The 14,505-nt window shown below is 66.8% G+C and carries 19 protein-coding genes and 3 tRNA genes; 6 read left to right on the forward strand and 16 right to left on the reverse strand.

The window, feature by feature from the left end; all coding sequences use genetic code 11:
- Positions 1-3: 3 nt before the first annotated feature.
- The gene (locus ABZ382_RS26405; RefSeq protein ID WP_357093942.1) at positions 4-615 is read right to left on the reverse strand and encodes a transcriptional regulator; all 612 of its coding nucleotides are present in this window, start codon (positions 613-615) and stop codon (positions 4-6) included.
- On the opposite strand from ABZ382_RS26405, the gene ABZ382_RS26410 reads away from it, so the two are divergent.
- Both ABZ382_RS26410 and ABZ382_RS26415 read left to right on the forward strand, forming a co-directional pair.
- Complete coding sequence (locus tag ABZ382_RS26410) at positions 614-1,309, forward strand: hypothetical protein (RefSeq protein WP_357093945.1); 696 nt, start codon at positions 614-616, stop codon at positions 1,307-1,309. The genes ABZ382_RS26405 and ABZ382_RS26410 overlap by 2 nt on opposite strands.
- 153 nt (positions 1,310-1,462) lie before the next feature.
- Positions 1,463-2,305: an SDR family NAD(P)-dependent oxidoreductase gene (locus ABZ382_RS26415; RefSeq protein WP_357093948.1), complete on the forward strand. Its 843-nt coding sequence runs from the start codon at positions 1,463-1,465 to the stop codon at positions 2,303-2,305.
- A 48-nt stretch (positions 2,306-2,353) separates the two neighbouring features.
- On the opposite strand, the gene ABZ382_RS26420 is transcribed toward ABZ382_RS26415, so the two are convergent.
- Positions 2,354-3,199, reverse strand: a complete 846-nt coding sequence (locus ABZ382_RS26420) for a hypothetical protein (RefSeq protein WP_357094114.1) — start codon at positions 3,197-3,199, stop codon at positions 2,354-2,356.
- Between ABZ382_RS26420 and ABZ382_RS26425 the strand changes: the two genes are divergently transcribed.
- Together ABZ382_RS26425 and ABZ382_RS26430 are read left to right on the forward strand one after the other, a co-directional pair.
- The gene (locus ABZ382_RS26425; RefSeq protein ID WP_357093950.1) at positions 3,122-3,634 is read left to right on the forward strand and encodes a DinB family protein; all 513 of its coding nucleotides are present in this window, start codon (positions 3,122-3,124) and stop codon (positions 3,632-3,634) included. The genes ABZ382_RS26420 and ABZ382_RS26425 overlap by 78 nt on opposite strands.
- A gap of 850 nt (positions 3,635-4,484) precedes the next feature.
- Complete coding sequence (locus ABZ382_RS26430) at positions 4,485-5,276, forward strand: protein phosphatase 2C domain-containing protein (RefSeq protein WP_357093953.1); 792 nt, start codon at positions 4,485-4,487, stop codon at positions 5,274-5,276.
- Positions 5,277-5,292: 16 nt separating this feature from the next.
- On the opposite strand, the gene ABZ382_RS26435 is transcribed toward ABZ382_RS26430, so the two are convergent.
- The 7 genes from ABZ382_RS26435 to ABZ382_RS26465 form a co-directional block, all read right to left on the reverse strand.
- Entirely contained in the window at positions 5,293-5,673 is a 381-nt protein-coding gene (locus tag ABZ382_RS26435) for a hypothetical protein (RefSeq protein WP_357093956.1), read from the reverse strand.
- Between the two features lie 47 nt (positions 5,674-5,720).
- Positions 5,721-6,125, reverse strand: a complete 405-nt coding sequence (locus ABZ382_RS26440; protein WP_357093959.1) for a hypothetical protein — start codon at positions 6,123-6,125, stop codon at positions 5,721-5,723.
- A gap of 103 nt (positions 6,126-6,228) precedes the next feature.
- A complete protein-coding gene (locus ABZ382_RS26445) occupies positions 6,229-7,020 on the reverse strand; it encodes an SAM-dependent methyltransferase (RefSeq protein WP_357093962.1) in 792 nt (263 codons plus the stop codon).
- A gap of 206 nt (positions 7,021-7,226) precedes the next feature.
- Positions 7,227-7,649 (reverse strand): arsenate reductase ArsC, encoded by a 423-nt coding sequence (locus tag ABZ382_RS26450; protein WP_357093965.1) that lies wholly within the window; start codon positions 7,647-7,649, stop codon positions 7,227-7,229.
- A 16-nt stretch (positions 7,650-7,665) separates the two neighbouring features.
- Complete coding sequence (locus tag ABZ382_RS26455) at positions 7,666-8,385, reverse strand: aquaporin (RefSeq protein ID WP_357093968.1); 720 nt, start codon at positions 8,383-8,385, stop codon at positions 7,666-7,668.
- The gene (locus tag ABZ382_RS26460; protein WP_357093970.1) at positions 8,382-8,759 is read right to left on the reverse strand and encodes a metalloregulator ArsR/SmtB family transcription factor; all 378 of its coding nucleotides are present in this window, start codon (positions 8,757-8,759) and stop codon (positions 8,382-8,384) included. Before ABZ382_RS26460 ends, ABZ382_RS26455 begins: the two co-directional genes overlap by 4 nt.
- A gap of 63 nt (positions 8,760-8,822) precedes the next feature.
- On the reverse strand, positions 8,823-9,353 hold the full coding sequence (locus ABZ382_RS26465) for an ArsI/CadI family heavy metal resistance metalloenzyme (RefSeq protein WP_357093973.1): 531 nt from the start codon (positions 9,351-9,353) through the stop codon (positions 8,823-8,825).
- A 103-nt stretch (positions 9,354-9,456) separates the two neighbouring features.
- Here ABZ382_RS26465 and ABZ382_RS26470 point away from each other — a divergent pair, with 103 nt between their 5' ends.
- Positions 9,457-9,816, forward strand: a complete 360-nt coding sequence (locus ABZ382_RS26470; RefSeq protein WP_357093976.1) for an Rv2640c family ArsR-like transcriptional regulator — start codon at positions 9,457-9,459, stop codon at positions 9,814-9,816.
- A gap of 30 nt (positions 9,817-9,846) precedes the next feature.
- Here ABZ382_RS26470 and ABZ382_RS26475 read toward each other — a convergent pair whose 3' ends face one another.
- From ABZ382_RS26475 to ABZ382_RS26490, 4 genes are all read right to left on the reverse strand, one after another.
- Positions 9,847-10,461 (reverse strand): class I SAM-dependent methyltransferase, encoded by a 615-nt coding sequence (locus ABZ382_RS26475; protein WP_357093978.1) that lies wholly within the window; start codon positions 10,459-10,461, stop codon positions 9,847-9,849.
- A 105-nt stretch (positions 10,462-10,566) separates the two neighbouring features.
- Positions 10,567-11,010, reverse strand: a complete 444-nt coding sequence (locus ABZ382_RS26480) for a nuclear transport factor 2 family protein (RefSeq protein WP_357093981.1) — start codon at positions 11,008-11,010, stop codon at positions 10,567-10,569.
- A 93-nt stretch (positions 11,011-11,103) separates the two neighbouring features.
- Positions 11,104-11,176: transfer RNA gene (locus ABZ382_RS26485), tRNA-Gly, on the reverse strand.
- A gap of 112 nt (positions 11,177-11,288) precedes the next feature.
- Positions 11,289-12,464, reverse strand: coding sequence for a serine hydrolase (locus tag ABZ382_RS26490; RefSeq protein WP_357093983.1), 1,176 nt, complete (start codon positions 12,462-12,464; stop codon positions 11,289-11,291).
- A gap of 97 nt (positions 12,465-12,561) precedes the next feature.
- On the opposite strand from ABZ382_RS26490, the gene ABZ382_RS26495 reads away from it, so the two are divergent.
- Positions 12,562-13,248 carry a TetR/AcrR family transcriptional regulator C-terminal domain-containing protein gene (locus ABZ382_RS26495; protein WP_357093986.1) on the forward strand — a complete coding sequence of 229 codons (687 nt, stop codon included), beginning with the start codon at positions 12,562-12,564 and terminating at the stop codon, positions 13,246-13,248.
- A gap of 50 nt (positions 13,249-13,298) precedes the next feature.
- Here the strand turns inward: ABZ382_RS26495 and ABZ382_RS26500 are convergent.
- From ABZ382_RS26500 to ABZ382_RS26510, 3 genes are all read right to left on the reverse strand, one after another.
- Positions 13,299-13,373 (reverse strand) — tRNA-Val (locus tag ABZ382_RS26500).
- Between the two features lie 14 nt (positions 13,374-13,387).
- Positions 13,388-13,463, reverse strand: a tRNA-Gly gene (locus tag ABZ382_RS26505).
- Between the two features lie 116 nt (positions 13,464-13,579).
- Positions 13,580-14,452 (reverse strand): DMT family transporter, encoded by an 873-nt coding sequence (locus ABZ382_RS26510; protein WP_357093988.1) that lies wholly within the window; start codon positions 14,450-14,452, stop codon positions 13,580-13,582.
- Between the last annotated feature and the right edge of the window lie 53 nt (positions 14,453-14,505).

Here is a 14,505-nt window from a genome sequence, read left to right on the forward strand (position 1 = left end):
ACTTCATCCGCGGCTGAGCGGCACATCCCAGAAGGCGAGTTCGTGACGCATGCCGGTCAGGAACAGCTCCTCCGCGTTGTCGCCGCCGGCTTCGTCGAGCATCTGGGCGCAGCGGGCGGTGAGGGCCGCGAAGCCGGGGTCGGCGTACGTGTCGATCCAGCGCTGGTAGCGAGGGTCGGCGGGAGGGTTCTGCGCGAGGATCGCGCCGAGCGTCGAATAGCCCCACATGCAGGGGTAGAGAGCGGCCAGGCCGTCGGCGTAGTTTGCGGCCGAATCCAGCAGGAACGCAGTGTATTTCGTGCACGGCTCGCCTTTCGTGGCGCCGTCGAGGTCGGCGCCGAACTCCGCGGCCAGACCGCGGTGCAGCGAGATTTCGTCGTGGAAAGTGGCGTGCGCGAGGTCGACCAGGTCGCCGAGGTGGGAGGCGGGCGCCTGCCAGGCGAGGCGGGAGAAGACGCGGACGTAGTCGAGCAGGAACAGGTAGTCCTGTTCCAGCCAGGAGCGGAACACCGGCTCGGCGAGGTCGCCTTTCGCGATCCCGGCCACGGTCGGATGCGCCAGTTGCTCCTCGACCAGCGGGCGGCCGAGCTGCTCCAGATGTGCTGCGAGACTCATGCGAGCAGTCTCTCTTACGCGCCTGATCGCGTTGGCGGCGGTGTTGCGCCGGACCAGGCATCGAGTACATCGTGCTGTCGCCGCTGAACGACGTTCCGGGATAAGGTTTGCGGGGGATTTGCGCCTCTGTCATTATCTGCCGATGAAGAAATCGAAGGCTGTGGTGTTCGGTGCCGCAGTGGTGCTGTCCCTGGGAATCGCTGGTTGTAGCTCGGACCAGGAGTCGTCGTCCACCGGCACCTCGGCCGCGTCGACCAGTGCGGCCTCGTCGCCTGCCGCGAGCGATTACGCGAACCTGCTCATCAAGCCCAGCGATATCGACGCCGACTGGTCGTTGAAGACCTCCAAGGCGGAGCCGCACGGCATCACCGGCGTCTACGGCAACGGCGCTGGGACCGAGAAGATCAGCACCGCGGTCATTGTGCGCGAGGACGCCGCGACCGCTGCCGCGGCCAACACGGCGGCAAAGAATGAAGTGGCGCAGAAGTCGGGTGCGGCCTTCACGCCTATCGACATCGGTGTCGACGGCGGCATCATGAATGGCCCGAATGGAACCACCGTCGTGGTGTTCGCCCAGGGCGCAGCCTTCGCGATCATCGAATTCAACAGCAAGACCGGTGAACAGGTTCCGGCCGAAGTAGCGCTCGCGATCGCCGCGAAGCAGGACGCCGCCATCAAGAACGGCGTGAAGTAGCAGCTCGCGGTTCCACCGGGTTCCGCTGCCGGATTGCCGACAGCGGAACCATTCTGCGGCGAAACAGCTCTCAGTGACATGCCGCATGCTCAGCACGTCCCCCTCACCGCCTGAGTCACCGCACCTTCGATCACAATCGAGGAGTCGTCCACTGTGTCTCGCTACCGCCTCGCCGGGCGCACCGTCCTGATCACCGGCTCCACCGGCGGACTCGGATCCGCGCTCGCCCGAGCCGTCGCCGCCCGCGGCGCCAACCTGGCACTACTCGACCTCGATGCCGACGCCGTCACACGGCAAGCCGAAGCGCTGGGCCCCGACAGCGCCGCGCGCGGGTGGGCCGCCGATGTCCGAGACTTCGACAGCCTGCAGCGGGCAGTCGATGCTGCGGCCGCGCATTTCGGTCGTATCGACGTGGTGATCGCCAACGCCGGCATCGGGACAATGGCTCCGCTGGCCACTGTCGACCCCGCGGCCTTCGAGCGCGTGATCGACATCAATCTCAACGGCGTCTGGCGCACGTTCCGAGCCGGGCTCCCGCACGTCACGCAGCAGAAGGGCTACCTGCTCGCGATCTCGTCGATGGCAGCGTTCGTGCACTCGCCCCTGCAAGGCGCTTACACCGCGAGCAAGGCCGGAGTATGGGCACTGGCCGATTCGACCCGCCTCGAGGTGCGTCACCTCGGCGTCGGTGTCGGCAGTGTGCACCCCACCTTTTTCAAGACTCCGATGATGGACCAGGTCCACTCCGACCCCGCCGGCAACACCCTGTGGAAGGGAAACACCAGTGGCCTGTGGAAGATGATCCCTCTCGCCGACGTGGTCGACGGCATCGTCTCCGGCATCGAACGCCGCGCCGACCTGATCGTCGTCCCGAAACGGCTCGCCCTACTGGCCCGGATCCCCGGCCTCATCCGCCCCGTCGTCGACCGGATCGGATTCCCGGGCAGCACCATCCCCGACGCCATCGCCCAGGCATCTCCGAGCGGGTGGAACTGAGCCTGCCGCAAGGGAACTGGCACATCCGCCCTTGCCCCGTGGTCTCGGCTACGAATCGGCTGGGACGGCGCCGTGCAGCCCCCACTCGTCGAGGCCCGAGTAGATCAGCGCAACCCGTGCCCTAGGGAATTCGAGGCCCTCGGCCTCCCCGGTGTACAGCGCCACCAGCGAGTCCGGACCTCTCCACCAGGTGTCCGCGAGGCCCATCACCTCGCGCACCGGTTCGTAGTCGTCCAGGTCGATACCGTCGACCTCATCGCCGGTGAGCCGGGTGATCTGGCGCGCCCACATCGACGCGTGGCTGGCCAACGCCAGTGATTCCACCCAGCCCTCGATGGTCGAATGCAGAGGTACCCACCCAGCCACGTCGGCGTGGATCCCGAACTCGCCGGACGGGCCGATCATGAACGCGAAGGGCACCGCGGTCCGTTGCGCGCCGGCTTCGAACCACCATCCCGCAGTATCTGATTCGGGGGAATCCGGATCGAAATAGCGTGGTCCGCCGTCGTACTGCGGCGCGGGCGGCAAAAGCAGGCCGCCCCACGTCTTCTGGTAGGCGGACATGCGGTCGATCAGTCCTGCGGGAACGCCTCGCTCGAGCCACCATTGCCGGTGGTCCTCCACAGGCTGGACCTCGACTTTGACGCCGTGTGTGCCGACATACGATCGGGCTCGTTTGGTCAAGCCATCGGGTAGGCCCTCGCCGGGACGCAGGATCACCAGGGCGAGTCTATCGGCGGAGCGAACCAGTGCGTTCGTACCCGGCCGAGCGCGAAGGTCGGAGCGGATACTCATCAGACCCGGCATCATGAACGAGTGGAGTCGACGGATCAGGCCGAAACGCATCAACTTGCCGGAGAACGCGAAACGCTCACCAGTGTCCTGGAGTTCCATCGGGAGACACTGGCCCGCAAATGTTCCGGGCTGACGCCGGACCAGCTTCGCCGGCGAGCGGTGGAACCGTCCGAGCTGTCGCTGCTCGGGCTGGTACGGCATCTGACCGATGTCGAACTGGGCTGGTTCGCCCGGATCCTGTCCGGCACCGAGGCCCCGTTCGCGCATTGGCGCGCCGATGCCCCGGACGGATCGGACTTCGACGTCGACGAGGCTGACGCGGAAGAGTCACTCCGGTTGTGGCACAACGCATGTGACCGCTCCCGCGAGATCACCGACGCCTGCGAGTCGCTCGACACCTTCGGGGTGCATCAGCCGACCGGCGAACGCTACAGCCTGCGCTGGATCCTCATCCACATGATTCAGGAGTACGCCCGACACAACGGGCACGCCGACCTCATCCGGGAACGGATAGACGGCCGAACCGGCGTGTAAGAGCCGCCGGGCAGGCTGCGGTCGAGCAGCTGTTGGAGGCAGAGTTGCAGGTTTGACGGTCAGTCCCATTCGAGCGGGAATTCGTCTCCACAGCGCCAACATTCGAAGCCCTGTTGGCCCGGCTGGACATTCTGTTCGGCGCTGCACCGAGGGCATCTCACACCTCGCCATCCTCTCGGGGTACGAGGCTTGAAAGGGACCAGGAGCGCTACGGCAACACCCAGTAGACCGAGTGCGACGCCTAGGAAGAAGTACGGGATTCCGTTCCCTCGCCGGTAAGCGGCGATGTAACCGGCGAGGGCACCGCAACCGATCGTGTACGCAACGCCGATCACGATGATCGCGCTCGCGTCCATGGGACCTCCCCTGCTCGACCAGAGTCAGAATGCCGCTCGGCGAGAGCTGATGTTGACTGATCAGGGATATTCGCGTCAGCCGGGTCTGCCGTACGACACCGAGGGCCTCTGGGCGCTCGTCGATTCCGAGAGGTAGCTTGGGCGCGCAGGACCTCTGGGAGGGAAGCGGTTTGGTGCAACGGTGGGTGACGATCTGTCTGCCGCCGGAGGCGGTCGATGATGTGGATGGCGCGATCACGCGAGCGCTGGCTCCGTTCGAGATACGGCGAGGGTTCCCGGAGCGGGATATATGGGGCACGTGGCGGATTCGGGATGGCGGGGAAGGCGCGGGGTTCTACGTTCTACCGGGCCATAAGGATTTGGGCGAGGCCACTTCCCGTGGAGACCAACCAGACTGTCCGATACCAGCGGGCGGCATCGAAAGCTACCTGCAGACATTGCCCGACGACACGGTGCTTGTCCGGGTCTGTTGCCACGGCTAGCAACACCGTACGGTGCAGGTGCCGTCCGACGTGGGATTTTCTTCGTCCGTGTGGGTGTCGGTGTTCGCCGTGGATAGCCTTGGCGCTGTGGATGGTCTTGATATCAGAACCGCCGTGGGCAGCGATACGGGCAACCGCTATTCGGCGAACTTCGACGTCGCCTACCTCGTTGAGGATCCGCTGCTCGCGGTGCTGGCCGACGGTATGGGAGATGGACCGGGCAGTGCGGCCGCGGGGCGGATCGCTGTCGATACCTTCGTCGACTACGCCACGCGCGTGGCGGAGCCGGGGCCGGACACGCTGCGCGATGCGGTGGCAGCGGCTCATGCTCGGGTGAGCCGTGTCGGCCGTGAATTACGGGCCCTCGCCGGGTGCACTCTTACCGCCATGATTGCCGCGCCACAGGGTTGCTGGCTCGTTCAGATCGGTGACTCGCGTGTGTATCGGTGGCGTGCCGGGCTGCTCGAACTGTTGACCACCGACCACACGATGGCGTGGCTGGGGGCCGTGCACGGGTGGTATCCGTTCGACTCGCCACAGGCCGCGGCGGCCCGGTATCAACTGACACGCTATATCGGCCACGGGTCCGCGCCGGAACCCGACGTACTCAGCGTGACAATGAAACCCGGTGACCGCTACCTGCTGTGCACCGACGGTGTATCCGAGCAGGTCGGCTACGACGACCTACGGGCCGTTCTCAGTCGGGATATATCGCCGAACTCTGCCGTCACCACCCTCTTGGCTGCCTGCGAGACAGCGGGCGGAAACGACAACGCGTCCGCCATCGTGATCCGGGTCGATTGACCATACGTAGCCGGGGCTACGCTTCCTCGATCTGCTTCGTGTCCGGGTTCTGCACCCCGTTGGGGCGGAGCTGTTCGAGGGCCTGCCGCACGACAGCCTCGGAGACCTCGCCCTTGACCGAGATCTCCGAGTCGCCGATCTTCAGTGTGAATTTGGTTGTGCGGCTCGCGATCCAGGCTGTCAGGCAGGCGGTGACCGCGCCCATCAAGGGCGCGGATTCGACCACGAGTTTGATGAGTTCCGTCGCGCCGAGCGCGTCGGGGACGGGTTCGCCGCTGATCAGTCGTTTGTGGACGGCGCGCAGGTCGTCGTCCACCACGATCGCCTCGAACAGCGACGCCAGTTCGGCGATGTCGTCGTCGGCATCGGTGATCGAGATGGTGATCGTTGCGGCCACGTGGATCCTCCCCGGTAGGTCTGTGGCCGCAATTCTAGGGCGGACCGTCAGTGCGCGCCCGAGTGGCACTGGGGGACGGGAGGATTCGTGCGTCCGGTGCAGAACCGTCCCTCCGGAGAATTACCCGGGGGACGGTCCGCACCGTCCGCGCGCCGCTGCCGGCGGTCGCGTTCGATGATGCGCGCCGCCAGGCGGACGACGGCCTCCTCGAGCCGCATCCCCAGCGATTCGGCTCGCAGCGCCGCCAGCTCCAGGACGAATTCCTCCTCGGTGGAGGCCAGGTCGCTGAGGATCTCGTCGAGCGCCATCCCGTCGATGGCCTGCTCCCGGGTCAGATCCCGCCCCGGCAGCCAGCTGAGCACCCATCGGCTTCCGGCAGGACCGGGAACCAGATGCGCGGTCTCAGGCGTCATGTCACTGGTGATCGCCTGTCCGGAAATACGTAGCGCCATAGCCTTTCACCCCCTCGGAGCTGGATTCACCGAAAATGTACGGTCCGGCCCTTAACGATCGCTATCGATTTCCTTGCCGCGGCCTGTGGGGTTGGGCGACGGCTCAGAGTTTGCGCGCCACACCGCAGTAGCAGTTGATCTTGGCGTCGAAGGAGGCCGGAATCTCGAGCGATTCCGCGAGCCCCCACCGGTGCGGCGGCACGACGCCGGGGGCGACCAGGTCCAGGCCCGCGAACCAGGAGGTGACCTCGGAGAGGGTGCGAACCTGGGCGGGCATCCTGCGGACGCGGTAGACGTTCTGGGCGGCCGCCACCTGCGCGGGCGCGAAATCCGCTGTGATGGTGCAGATCACGAGATACGAGCCGGGCGCGAGCGCGTCGAGGAACCGGGAAATGATGCCGGGGATGTCGCTCTCGACGAAATGCAGCAACGCGATCATGCTCAACGCCACCGGCCGGCCGAGGTCGAAAGCCTGCGTCAGCTCCGGTGCGCGCAGGATGAAATCCGGATCGGTGACATCACCGAGAATGTAGGTGGTGTCCCCGTGTTCGCCGCCCATCATCAGCGCGCGAGCGTGCGCCAGCACCAGCGGATCATTGTCGACGTACACCACCCGCGCGTCCGCCGCGGTCTGCTGCGCGATCTGATGCAGGTTGGGCTCGGTGGGAATCCCGGTGCCGATATCGAGGAACTGCCGAATCCCCGCCTCGGCCAGAAACCTCGTACTGCGATGCATGAACTGCCGATTGACCCGCGCCGCGATCCGAATGTCCGGCCACGCCGTCAGAATCTCCGCCGCGGCCTGCCGATCGACCTCGTAATTGTCCTTGCCGCCCAGAAAGTAGTCGTAAATGCGAGCAGTGTGCGGCCCGTCGAGCGGGGTACCTCCATCCATCCGACCACCGCTTCGATTACCGGACCGTCCATGACTATTCGCACAGAGTAGGCGATGCCCCGGCCCACCGCGCCGGGTTGCGCTAACCCCGGGCGACCGATCAGTCTCGGCGAGCCGGGATGCCCTCGCGGAGGAGGTCTTCGACCGTCGCGACCCGTGTGCGCTGCGCCCCACCCCAGACGACCGCACACTCCGGGCGGCAGCGCTCAGCGCGGCTCCACTCCGGGTGGCGACAGCTCCGCGATGAGTTGTTCGACCCGGGTGCGGATTTCGTCGCGAATCGGACGTACGGCGGCGACGTCCTTGCCGGCAGGGTCGTCCAGGGTCCAGTCGCGGTAGTCGACGCCGGGGAAGTAGGGGCAGGTGTCGCCGCAACCCATGGTGATCACCACGGTGGAGGTCTGCACCGTGTCCGGGGTGAGGACCTTCGGCGTCTGGGCGGTGATGTCGATTCCCAGTTCGGCCATGGCCTCGACCGCGGCCGTGTTGATGGTGTCGGCGGGTGCGGTTCCGGCTGAGCGGACTTCGATGGCGTCCCCGGCGAGGTGGGCGAGAAAACCCTGCGCCATCTGGGAGCGGCCCGCGTTGTGGACGCCGACGAACAGGACGCTCGGCTTGACGGAAGTCATTGGTGGGTGGAGCCTTTCAGGCGGTCGGGACGTCGAGAGCGGCGTGCTCGGCCGTCGGGGCGGGATCGGGGTACAGCGCGCCGACCAGGACGAATCCGACTGCTGCACCGAGGAATTGAGCGGCGATGAACGCCGGTACCGAGGAGGGCGCGATTCCGGCGAAGGAGTCGGAGAAGATTCGGCCGACCGTGACGGCGGGATTGGCGAAACTGGTGGAGCTGGTGAACCAGTACGCCGCACCGATGTAGGCGGCCACGGCGACGGACGCCAGTGCGGCGCGGCCGGTCCGCACCAGCGCGAAGATGACGGCGATGAGCCCGGCGGTGGCCACCACCTCACCGACGAGATGGCCGGTGGTGACCCGGTGATGGGTCGCGATCTGGACGGCCCGCTGATCGAACATGATGTTGGCCAGCACCGCCCCGGCGATGCCGCCCGGCACCTGGACGCCGAGATAGGCGAGCAACTCGGTGGTGGTGAGACCGGTGCCGAGGCGGCGACCCGAAAACCAATCAGCCACCGAAACAACGGGATTGAAGTGTGCGCCGGAGACCGGTCCGAGGATCAGGATCAGAATCCCGAGCCCGAACACGGTGGCGGTCGAGTTCTCCAGCAGCTGGAGCCCGACATCGTGGGCGGACAGCTGCTGCGCCGCGATGCCGGACCCGACGACCACGCACACCAGCAGTCCGGTGCCGATGAACTCGGCCACCAGACGCCGGGACAGCGTGGTCATCGGGCGGCCCCCTCAGGCAAGGCGATTGCCAGCAGATCCGACAGCTGCCGCAGCGCTCCGGGCTCGACCCGGTAGTACACCCACGAGCCGCGGCGCTCGCTCGACAGCAGCCCGGCCTCCCGCAGCACCTTCAGATGGTGGGAGATGGTGGGCTGGGAGACGTCGAAGCCGTCGGAGATGTCGCATACACAGGCCTCCTGGCCGACATGGCTGGCGACGACCGACAACAGCCGCAAACGCACCGGGTCCGACAACGCCTTGAACACCGCCGCCAACTCGGTGGCGGCCGGTTGGGTCAAGGGCTGCCGGGCCAGGGGAGTGACCTCACATCCGGGTGCGGTCACCGCGACCAGCGGCAATTCTCGTTTCGACACGCATCGATATTGACGATTGTCGAAGTCGTGCGCAAGCGAACAATCAGCGAATCGACAACGAGGTCAGCCACAGCAGGACTGACCCGAGGCGACCGCCTCCGCCTTCGCGCTGCTGCCGCAGCAAGCTCCCTCCGCGGCGGCTTCCTCGGCGGTGCCGCAGCAGACCGCCATGGCCTGTGCCTCCGTCGTGGCCTCCCCGGAAGCGAGAATCGGTGCCGTGCCGAAGGTTTCGCTGTCGGCCAGCACGGTGTAGACCTCCCACCGTTCGGCGTCGGGCCCGGTCACCCACACCTTGTCCTGGGTGGCGAAGCAACAGGTGGTGGCGATCTGCTCCTCGGTGAACATGCCCGCGTCGGACAGGCGGGCGATCTCGGCGTGCACCTGACCGGAGCTTTCGACCTCTACGCCGAGGTGGTTGAGGCTGCCGCCCTGGCCCGGGTTCTCGATGAGGACCAGCTTCAGTGGCGGCTCGGCGACGGCGAAGTTGGCGTAACCGGGCTTGCGCTTGGCCGGTTCGGTCCTGAACAGGGTGGAGTAGAAAGTGATCGCCTGGTCGAGGTCGTCGACATTGAGGGCGAGCTGGATGCGGGACATGGTGACTGCACCTCCACTTGTGAGACATATATCGAAATGCCGATGCAGCAGAGTCTGCGCCAGTATTTCGACATATGTCAAGAAGGTGGGTAGGGTTGTTCTCATGCCCAAGGCGCTGCCCGTGATCGACATGTCCGCCCCGGTCTGCTGCGCCCCCGTCGCCGCGGCCCCGGTCGATGATGCCGCTGCGCTCGAAATCGCCTTGCGGCTCAAAGCGATTGCCGACCCGGCCCGAGTGAGGCTGCTGTCCCTGCTACTCACCAGCCCCGCGGGCGAGGAGAACACCGGTGACCTCGCCGAGGCTGTCGGCCTGGCCGAATCGACGGTCAGCCACCACCTCGGCCAGCTGAAGAAGGCGGGACTGATCGAATCCGAACGCCGCGGCATGAACACCTTCCACCGCGCCTACCGCGACGCCCTGTCAGCGCTCTGCCTGGTCCTCGACCCGAACTGCTGCCGCTGACGCGATGGTGATCCGCCGCCGTGAACGCCGTCAGGCGGTCCGGGAGAACACCGCGACCAAGAACTCCGAATCGGCGGTGAACGGCCGCAGATCCCACGTCGACAGCAGCAGATCCGGTGTGAGCCCGGCGGTTTGGGCATCGGAGAGGAACTGGTCGAAGTCGTAGCCACGGTGGGCGCCGAAACCGATGACCGCGCGGCCGGTGGGGGACAGGTGGCGGGCGAAGGCCGACAGGACAGCGCGGCGGGTGGAGGGCGCCAGGAATGCCATCACATTGCCCGCGCAGACGATGGCGTCGAAGTCGGCGGGGACCCCACGGGCGGGGAGGTCCAGTTCGGCCAGGTCGCCGACGAGCCAGGTGGGGCCGGGGTGGTCGTGTTCGGCGGCCGCGATCAGGACCGGGTCGACGTCGACACCCACCACGGTGTGGCCCACCTGGTGAAGGTGGCCGCCGATCCGGCCCGGCCCGCAGCCCGCGTCCAGGACGCGGCTGCCGCGCCCCAGCATGGCGTCGATGAGCCGTGCCTCGCCCACGATGTCGGTGCCCTCGGCGGCCAGATTGCGGAAACGCTCCACGTAGCGGGTCGAGTGGGTGGGATCGGCGGCGATGATCTCCTCCCACTGGCTGGGCGTGCGTCCGCTCATGGTCTGAACCTCCTAGCTCGGGGCGCGTCCGCTTCACTCTGCCAGTCCCGGAATCGGTGTCCGGGTGGGGGCTGACGAGTAGCGGACGCGCCCCGGCTGCCGCGCCTACGCCAGGCGAGTCGGCAGCGGGGCGAGGGTGTAGTTCTGCCAGACGTAGTTGTCCATCTGGTGCTGGTCTCCGGAAAGGTTGACGACGCGGTCGACCTTGCCGTCGGCGTTGAAATGCCAGACGAGCGCCCACATGGTGTCGACCTTGCCCTCGCCGGCGGTGGAGTAGCCGCGGTGGATGTCGACGACGTATTCGTCATTGGCTTCGAGGAAGAAGGTCTCGGCCTTCATGCCCGCGGTCGAGAGCTGGTTGAAGAATTCCACGACCTCGTCGATGCCGTGCTTGGTGCCGGACAGCGGGTGGCGGCCGGGAATGGTCCAGCTGATGTCCTCGGTGAGGACGGCCCGCATCCCGTCGAGGTCGTAGCGGGCGTAGGCCTCGAAGAAGGCGGCGATGGCGGCGATCTTCGGATCCTGTTCGGTCACAACGTTTGTCGTCATGTCAGCAGGTTATTGCCTGGCTACGGCGGAGAGAAGAATCGATCCGGAATGGACCCGGAACGGATCGTTATCAATCGATCCGGACTTCGGTTGAGCGGATGACGAGATTCGAACTCGCGACCCTCACCTTGGCAAGGTGATGCGCTACCAGCTGCGCTACATCCGCGTGCTCACCCGGCCTTGTGGGCCGATCGGCTTGCGGGACAGAACATTAGCCTATGGGTGGGTGGGTAATGCAAATCGGGTGGAACCGGCGGTCCGGCCCCACCCGTTCGGCCTCAGCGGCGCAGTGCGTCGGCGGTCGCGCGGAAGGCGAAGATCGCCTCGCCCATGTTCTCCTCGGAGTTGAGATCCTCGCTGGTCTTGACGATCACCACATTGTCCTTGGGCGACACGTAGATGTACTGGCCGAGGATGCCCACCGCCACGTAATCGCCCCGGTCACCATCGCCGAGCCACCACTGATAGCCGTAGCCGTAATTGTTCTCCGACGACCCGGGCGACTCCGGCATCAGATGATGCGGCTGCAGATACGGCTCACTGCTGTGGGTGGAGTCGCGCACCCACTGCGCGGGCACCACCTGCCGGTCGCCGACCCGCCCGTCGTGCAGATACAGCAGCCCGAATCGCGCGAAATCCCTTGCGGTGGCGTGATAGCAGCAGTACGCGATATCGCTGCCCCGGTAGTCGTGCCCCAGGAGCGCGGACGTCTGCATGCCCGCGGGCTGCCAGATCTTGTCCTGCACATAGGACGAGAGCGGATGCCCGGTCGCCTTGGCCACCACCCAGCCCAGGACGAAGGTGTTCATCGAGTCGTAGTTCCACCGCGTGCCCGGCGGGGCGTCGCGCTCGGCCTCTTTGGCCTGATCGATGAGCGAGGTCCCCGCGACCATGCGAATCGTGGTGGCGGTGGACCCCTTGGTCGGATCGGCGTAGTCGGTCTCGTCGTACGCGTGCCCCGACGCCATGTGCAGGACATCCCGGATCCGGACCCCGTCGTAGCCGGTGCCTTTCAGCTCGCCGACGTACCGGGTGACCGGATCGTCCACCGACCCGATCCGGCCCTCGGCGATCGCGATCCCGACCGCGGTGGCGGTGATCGACTTGCCCACCGACCACGAGTTGAAGCGGCTGGCGGCCGAGTACCCGGCGAAATAGCGCTCACCGACGATCGAATCGTTCTGCACCACAACGAAACCGCGCGCGGAACTGCGCGAGAGGTAGTCGGCGAGCGTGCGCTGCTGCCCCTCGTAGGTGTAGGTGGCCTGGATCGGCTTCCCGGTTCCGGACAGCGGTGTCGGATGGTTCGACGCCGCGATGGTGGTCGTCGGATAGAAGGGCACGTGGGGGAGCAGCGGTAGCGGCAACGGGCCGGAGGCGGCCGCGGAGCCGCTCACGGCGAGGGTCGCGGCGACGGCGAGGCAGGCGACGGTGGACAGGGATCTTCTGAGCATCAGTGCTTCCGTTCTTCAGCGGGTGCCGGAGCATGGAATCACTTAACAACAGTGGTGTCAACGCTGGTGCTTATTTGCTGCCGGTACTCTGACCAGGGTGAAAACCTCTGGTTCCGCCGCGCCGCGTCGCCGCCGGTCGCTGAGTTTCCTGACCCCTGAGTTGATCTTGGAAACCGCGATGACGGTCATGGAGCGGGACGGGGCCGACGCGCTCACCCTGCGTCAGCTCGGCGCTGAACTCGGCGTCGACCACACCGCGGTCCTGCGGCACTTCCGCAACAAGGACGAGCTGCTGCTGGCACTGTCGAACAAGCTCGTCGCGGAGGCCCTGGAGGGCATGGTCCCCTCGCCGGACTGGCGCGACACCCTGCGCGACCTCGCCGGGCGCGTGCGCCGCGCCTGCCACACGCACCCGCGCGTCGCGGTGGTGGTCGCGGGCCGGACCTCCCGGCGCGAGGCGGAATTCGCGGGCGCGGAGATCGTCATCGGAGCGCTGCTCCAGGCGGGATTGCAGGGCCGCGACGCCGCATCGTCCTACCGGGCGCTGGTCGAAGTCGCGCTGTCCTATTCGGCTCTCGAAGCCATGCTGCTGACGGTGCCCGAAGCCGACCGGGCCGCCGATCACGCCGCGTGGAGTCGCGAATACGTCGCGTTGCCCGCCGATCGCTACCCCAATATCGCGGCCGTGGCCTCGCATCTGCCCGAGGTGGAGGAGGAGGACCAATTCGAGGTCGCCCTGGAACTGATCCTCGACGCGGTGGAACTGCGCGCTCGGCGTCGGTAGCCGGGAAAGCAGAAAGGCCCGGCGGTGGCCGGGCCTCATCTGTTCGTTCGTGGTGCGCGATACTGGGATTGAACCAGTGACCTCTTCCGTGTCAGGGAAGCGCTCTCCCGCTGAGCTAATCGCGCGGGTATATCCCCCTTGGAGCGGATGACGAGATTCGAACTCGCGACCCTCACCTTGGCAAGGTGATGCGCTACCAGCTGCGCTACATCCGCGTGCTCACCCGGCCTTGTGGGCCGATCGGCTTGCGGGACAGAACATTAGCCTATGGGTGGGTGGGTAATGCAAATCGCCAGGAAAACGGGCGATTTCGGGCATGTCGCGGTGCCGGTCAGTCGGTCTCGGGCAGTGGGCCGGCCAGGGGCGCGGCCTGGGCGCGGGAAAGGCGCACCGCCGCAACACACATGACGACCACCGACAGGGCGACGAAGGCGGTGCCGACCGGACCGGACCGCAGCCGCTCGTCGAGAACCGTCATGCCGAGGAATGCCGCACCCAGCGGCTCGGCGACGGTGAACGCGGGCAGCGAGGCCGACAGCGGTCCCACCTGATAGCCACGCTGTTGCAGATACAGGCCCAGTAGACCGCAGGCGGCCAGGACGTAGATCTCCCAGCTCGTGAGGGCGGTCCCGATGCTGATCGTGAACAACTGGGTGACGTTCTCGGTGAGGGCGGCCGAAACGCCGAAGAGCAGACCGGCCGCCGTGCCCAGCAGCAGGGCTTGCAGGGTCGGCGCCCGCACGGTGGTAGCCACCACGACGCTGACCGCGATGACACCGGCCGTCAAGCCCAGCGGCAGCACCCAGCGATGCCACGGCGCCTCGGTGACCCCTTCGGTCGGTTCCCCGACCACCAGGAAGCACGCCAGCGCGATCGACAGCGCCACCGCCTGCAACCACATCACCGCGGTCACCCGCCGCCCGCTGTAGTGCGCGGCCAGTGGCAGCGCGAACACCAGCGCCGTCACCAGGATCGGCTGCACCACCAGCACCGACCCCAAGGCCAGCGCCGCCACCTGGAACGCGAATCCGCCCGTGTCGCCGATCACCCCGGCCACCCATCGTGGATTGCGAATCAGATTGGCCAGCAACGCATCCCCCTCGGGGACGTCCGCCGCCGCGCGCTGCTGCGCCACCGCCGACACCGCGAACAACACCGCGCCGATGAACGCGCACACCACCGCCGCCACAGGTAGGTTTCCCACCTGATCAAGTCTGCCCGACAAGGTCATCCCCGTCGGTTGGCGGGGCCGTCGAG

Origin of the sequence: Nocardia sp. NPDC005825 (assembly GCF_040630175.1) — a bacterium.
GTDB lineage: Bacteria > Actinomycetota > Actinomycetes > Mycobacteriales > Mycobacteriaceae > Nocardia.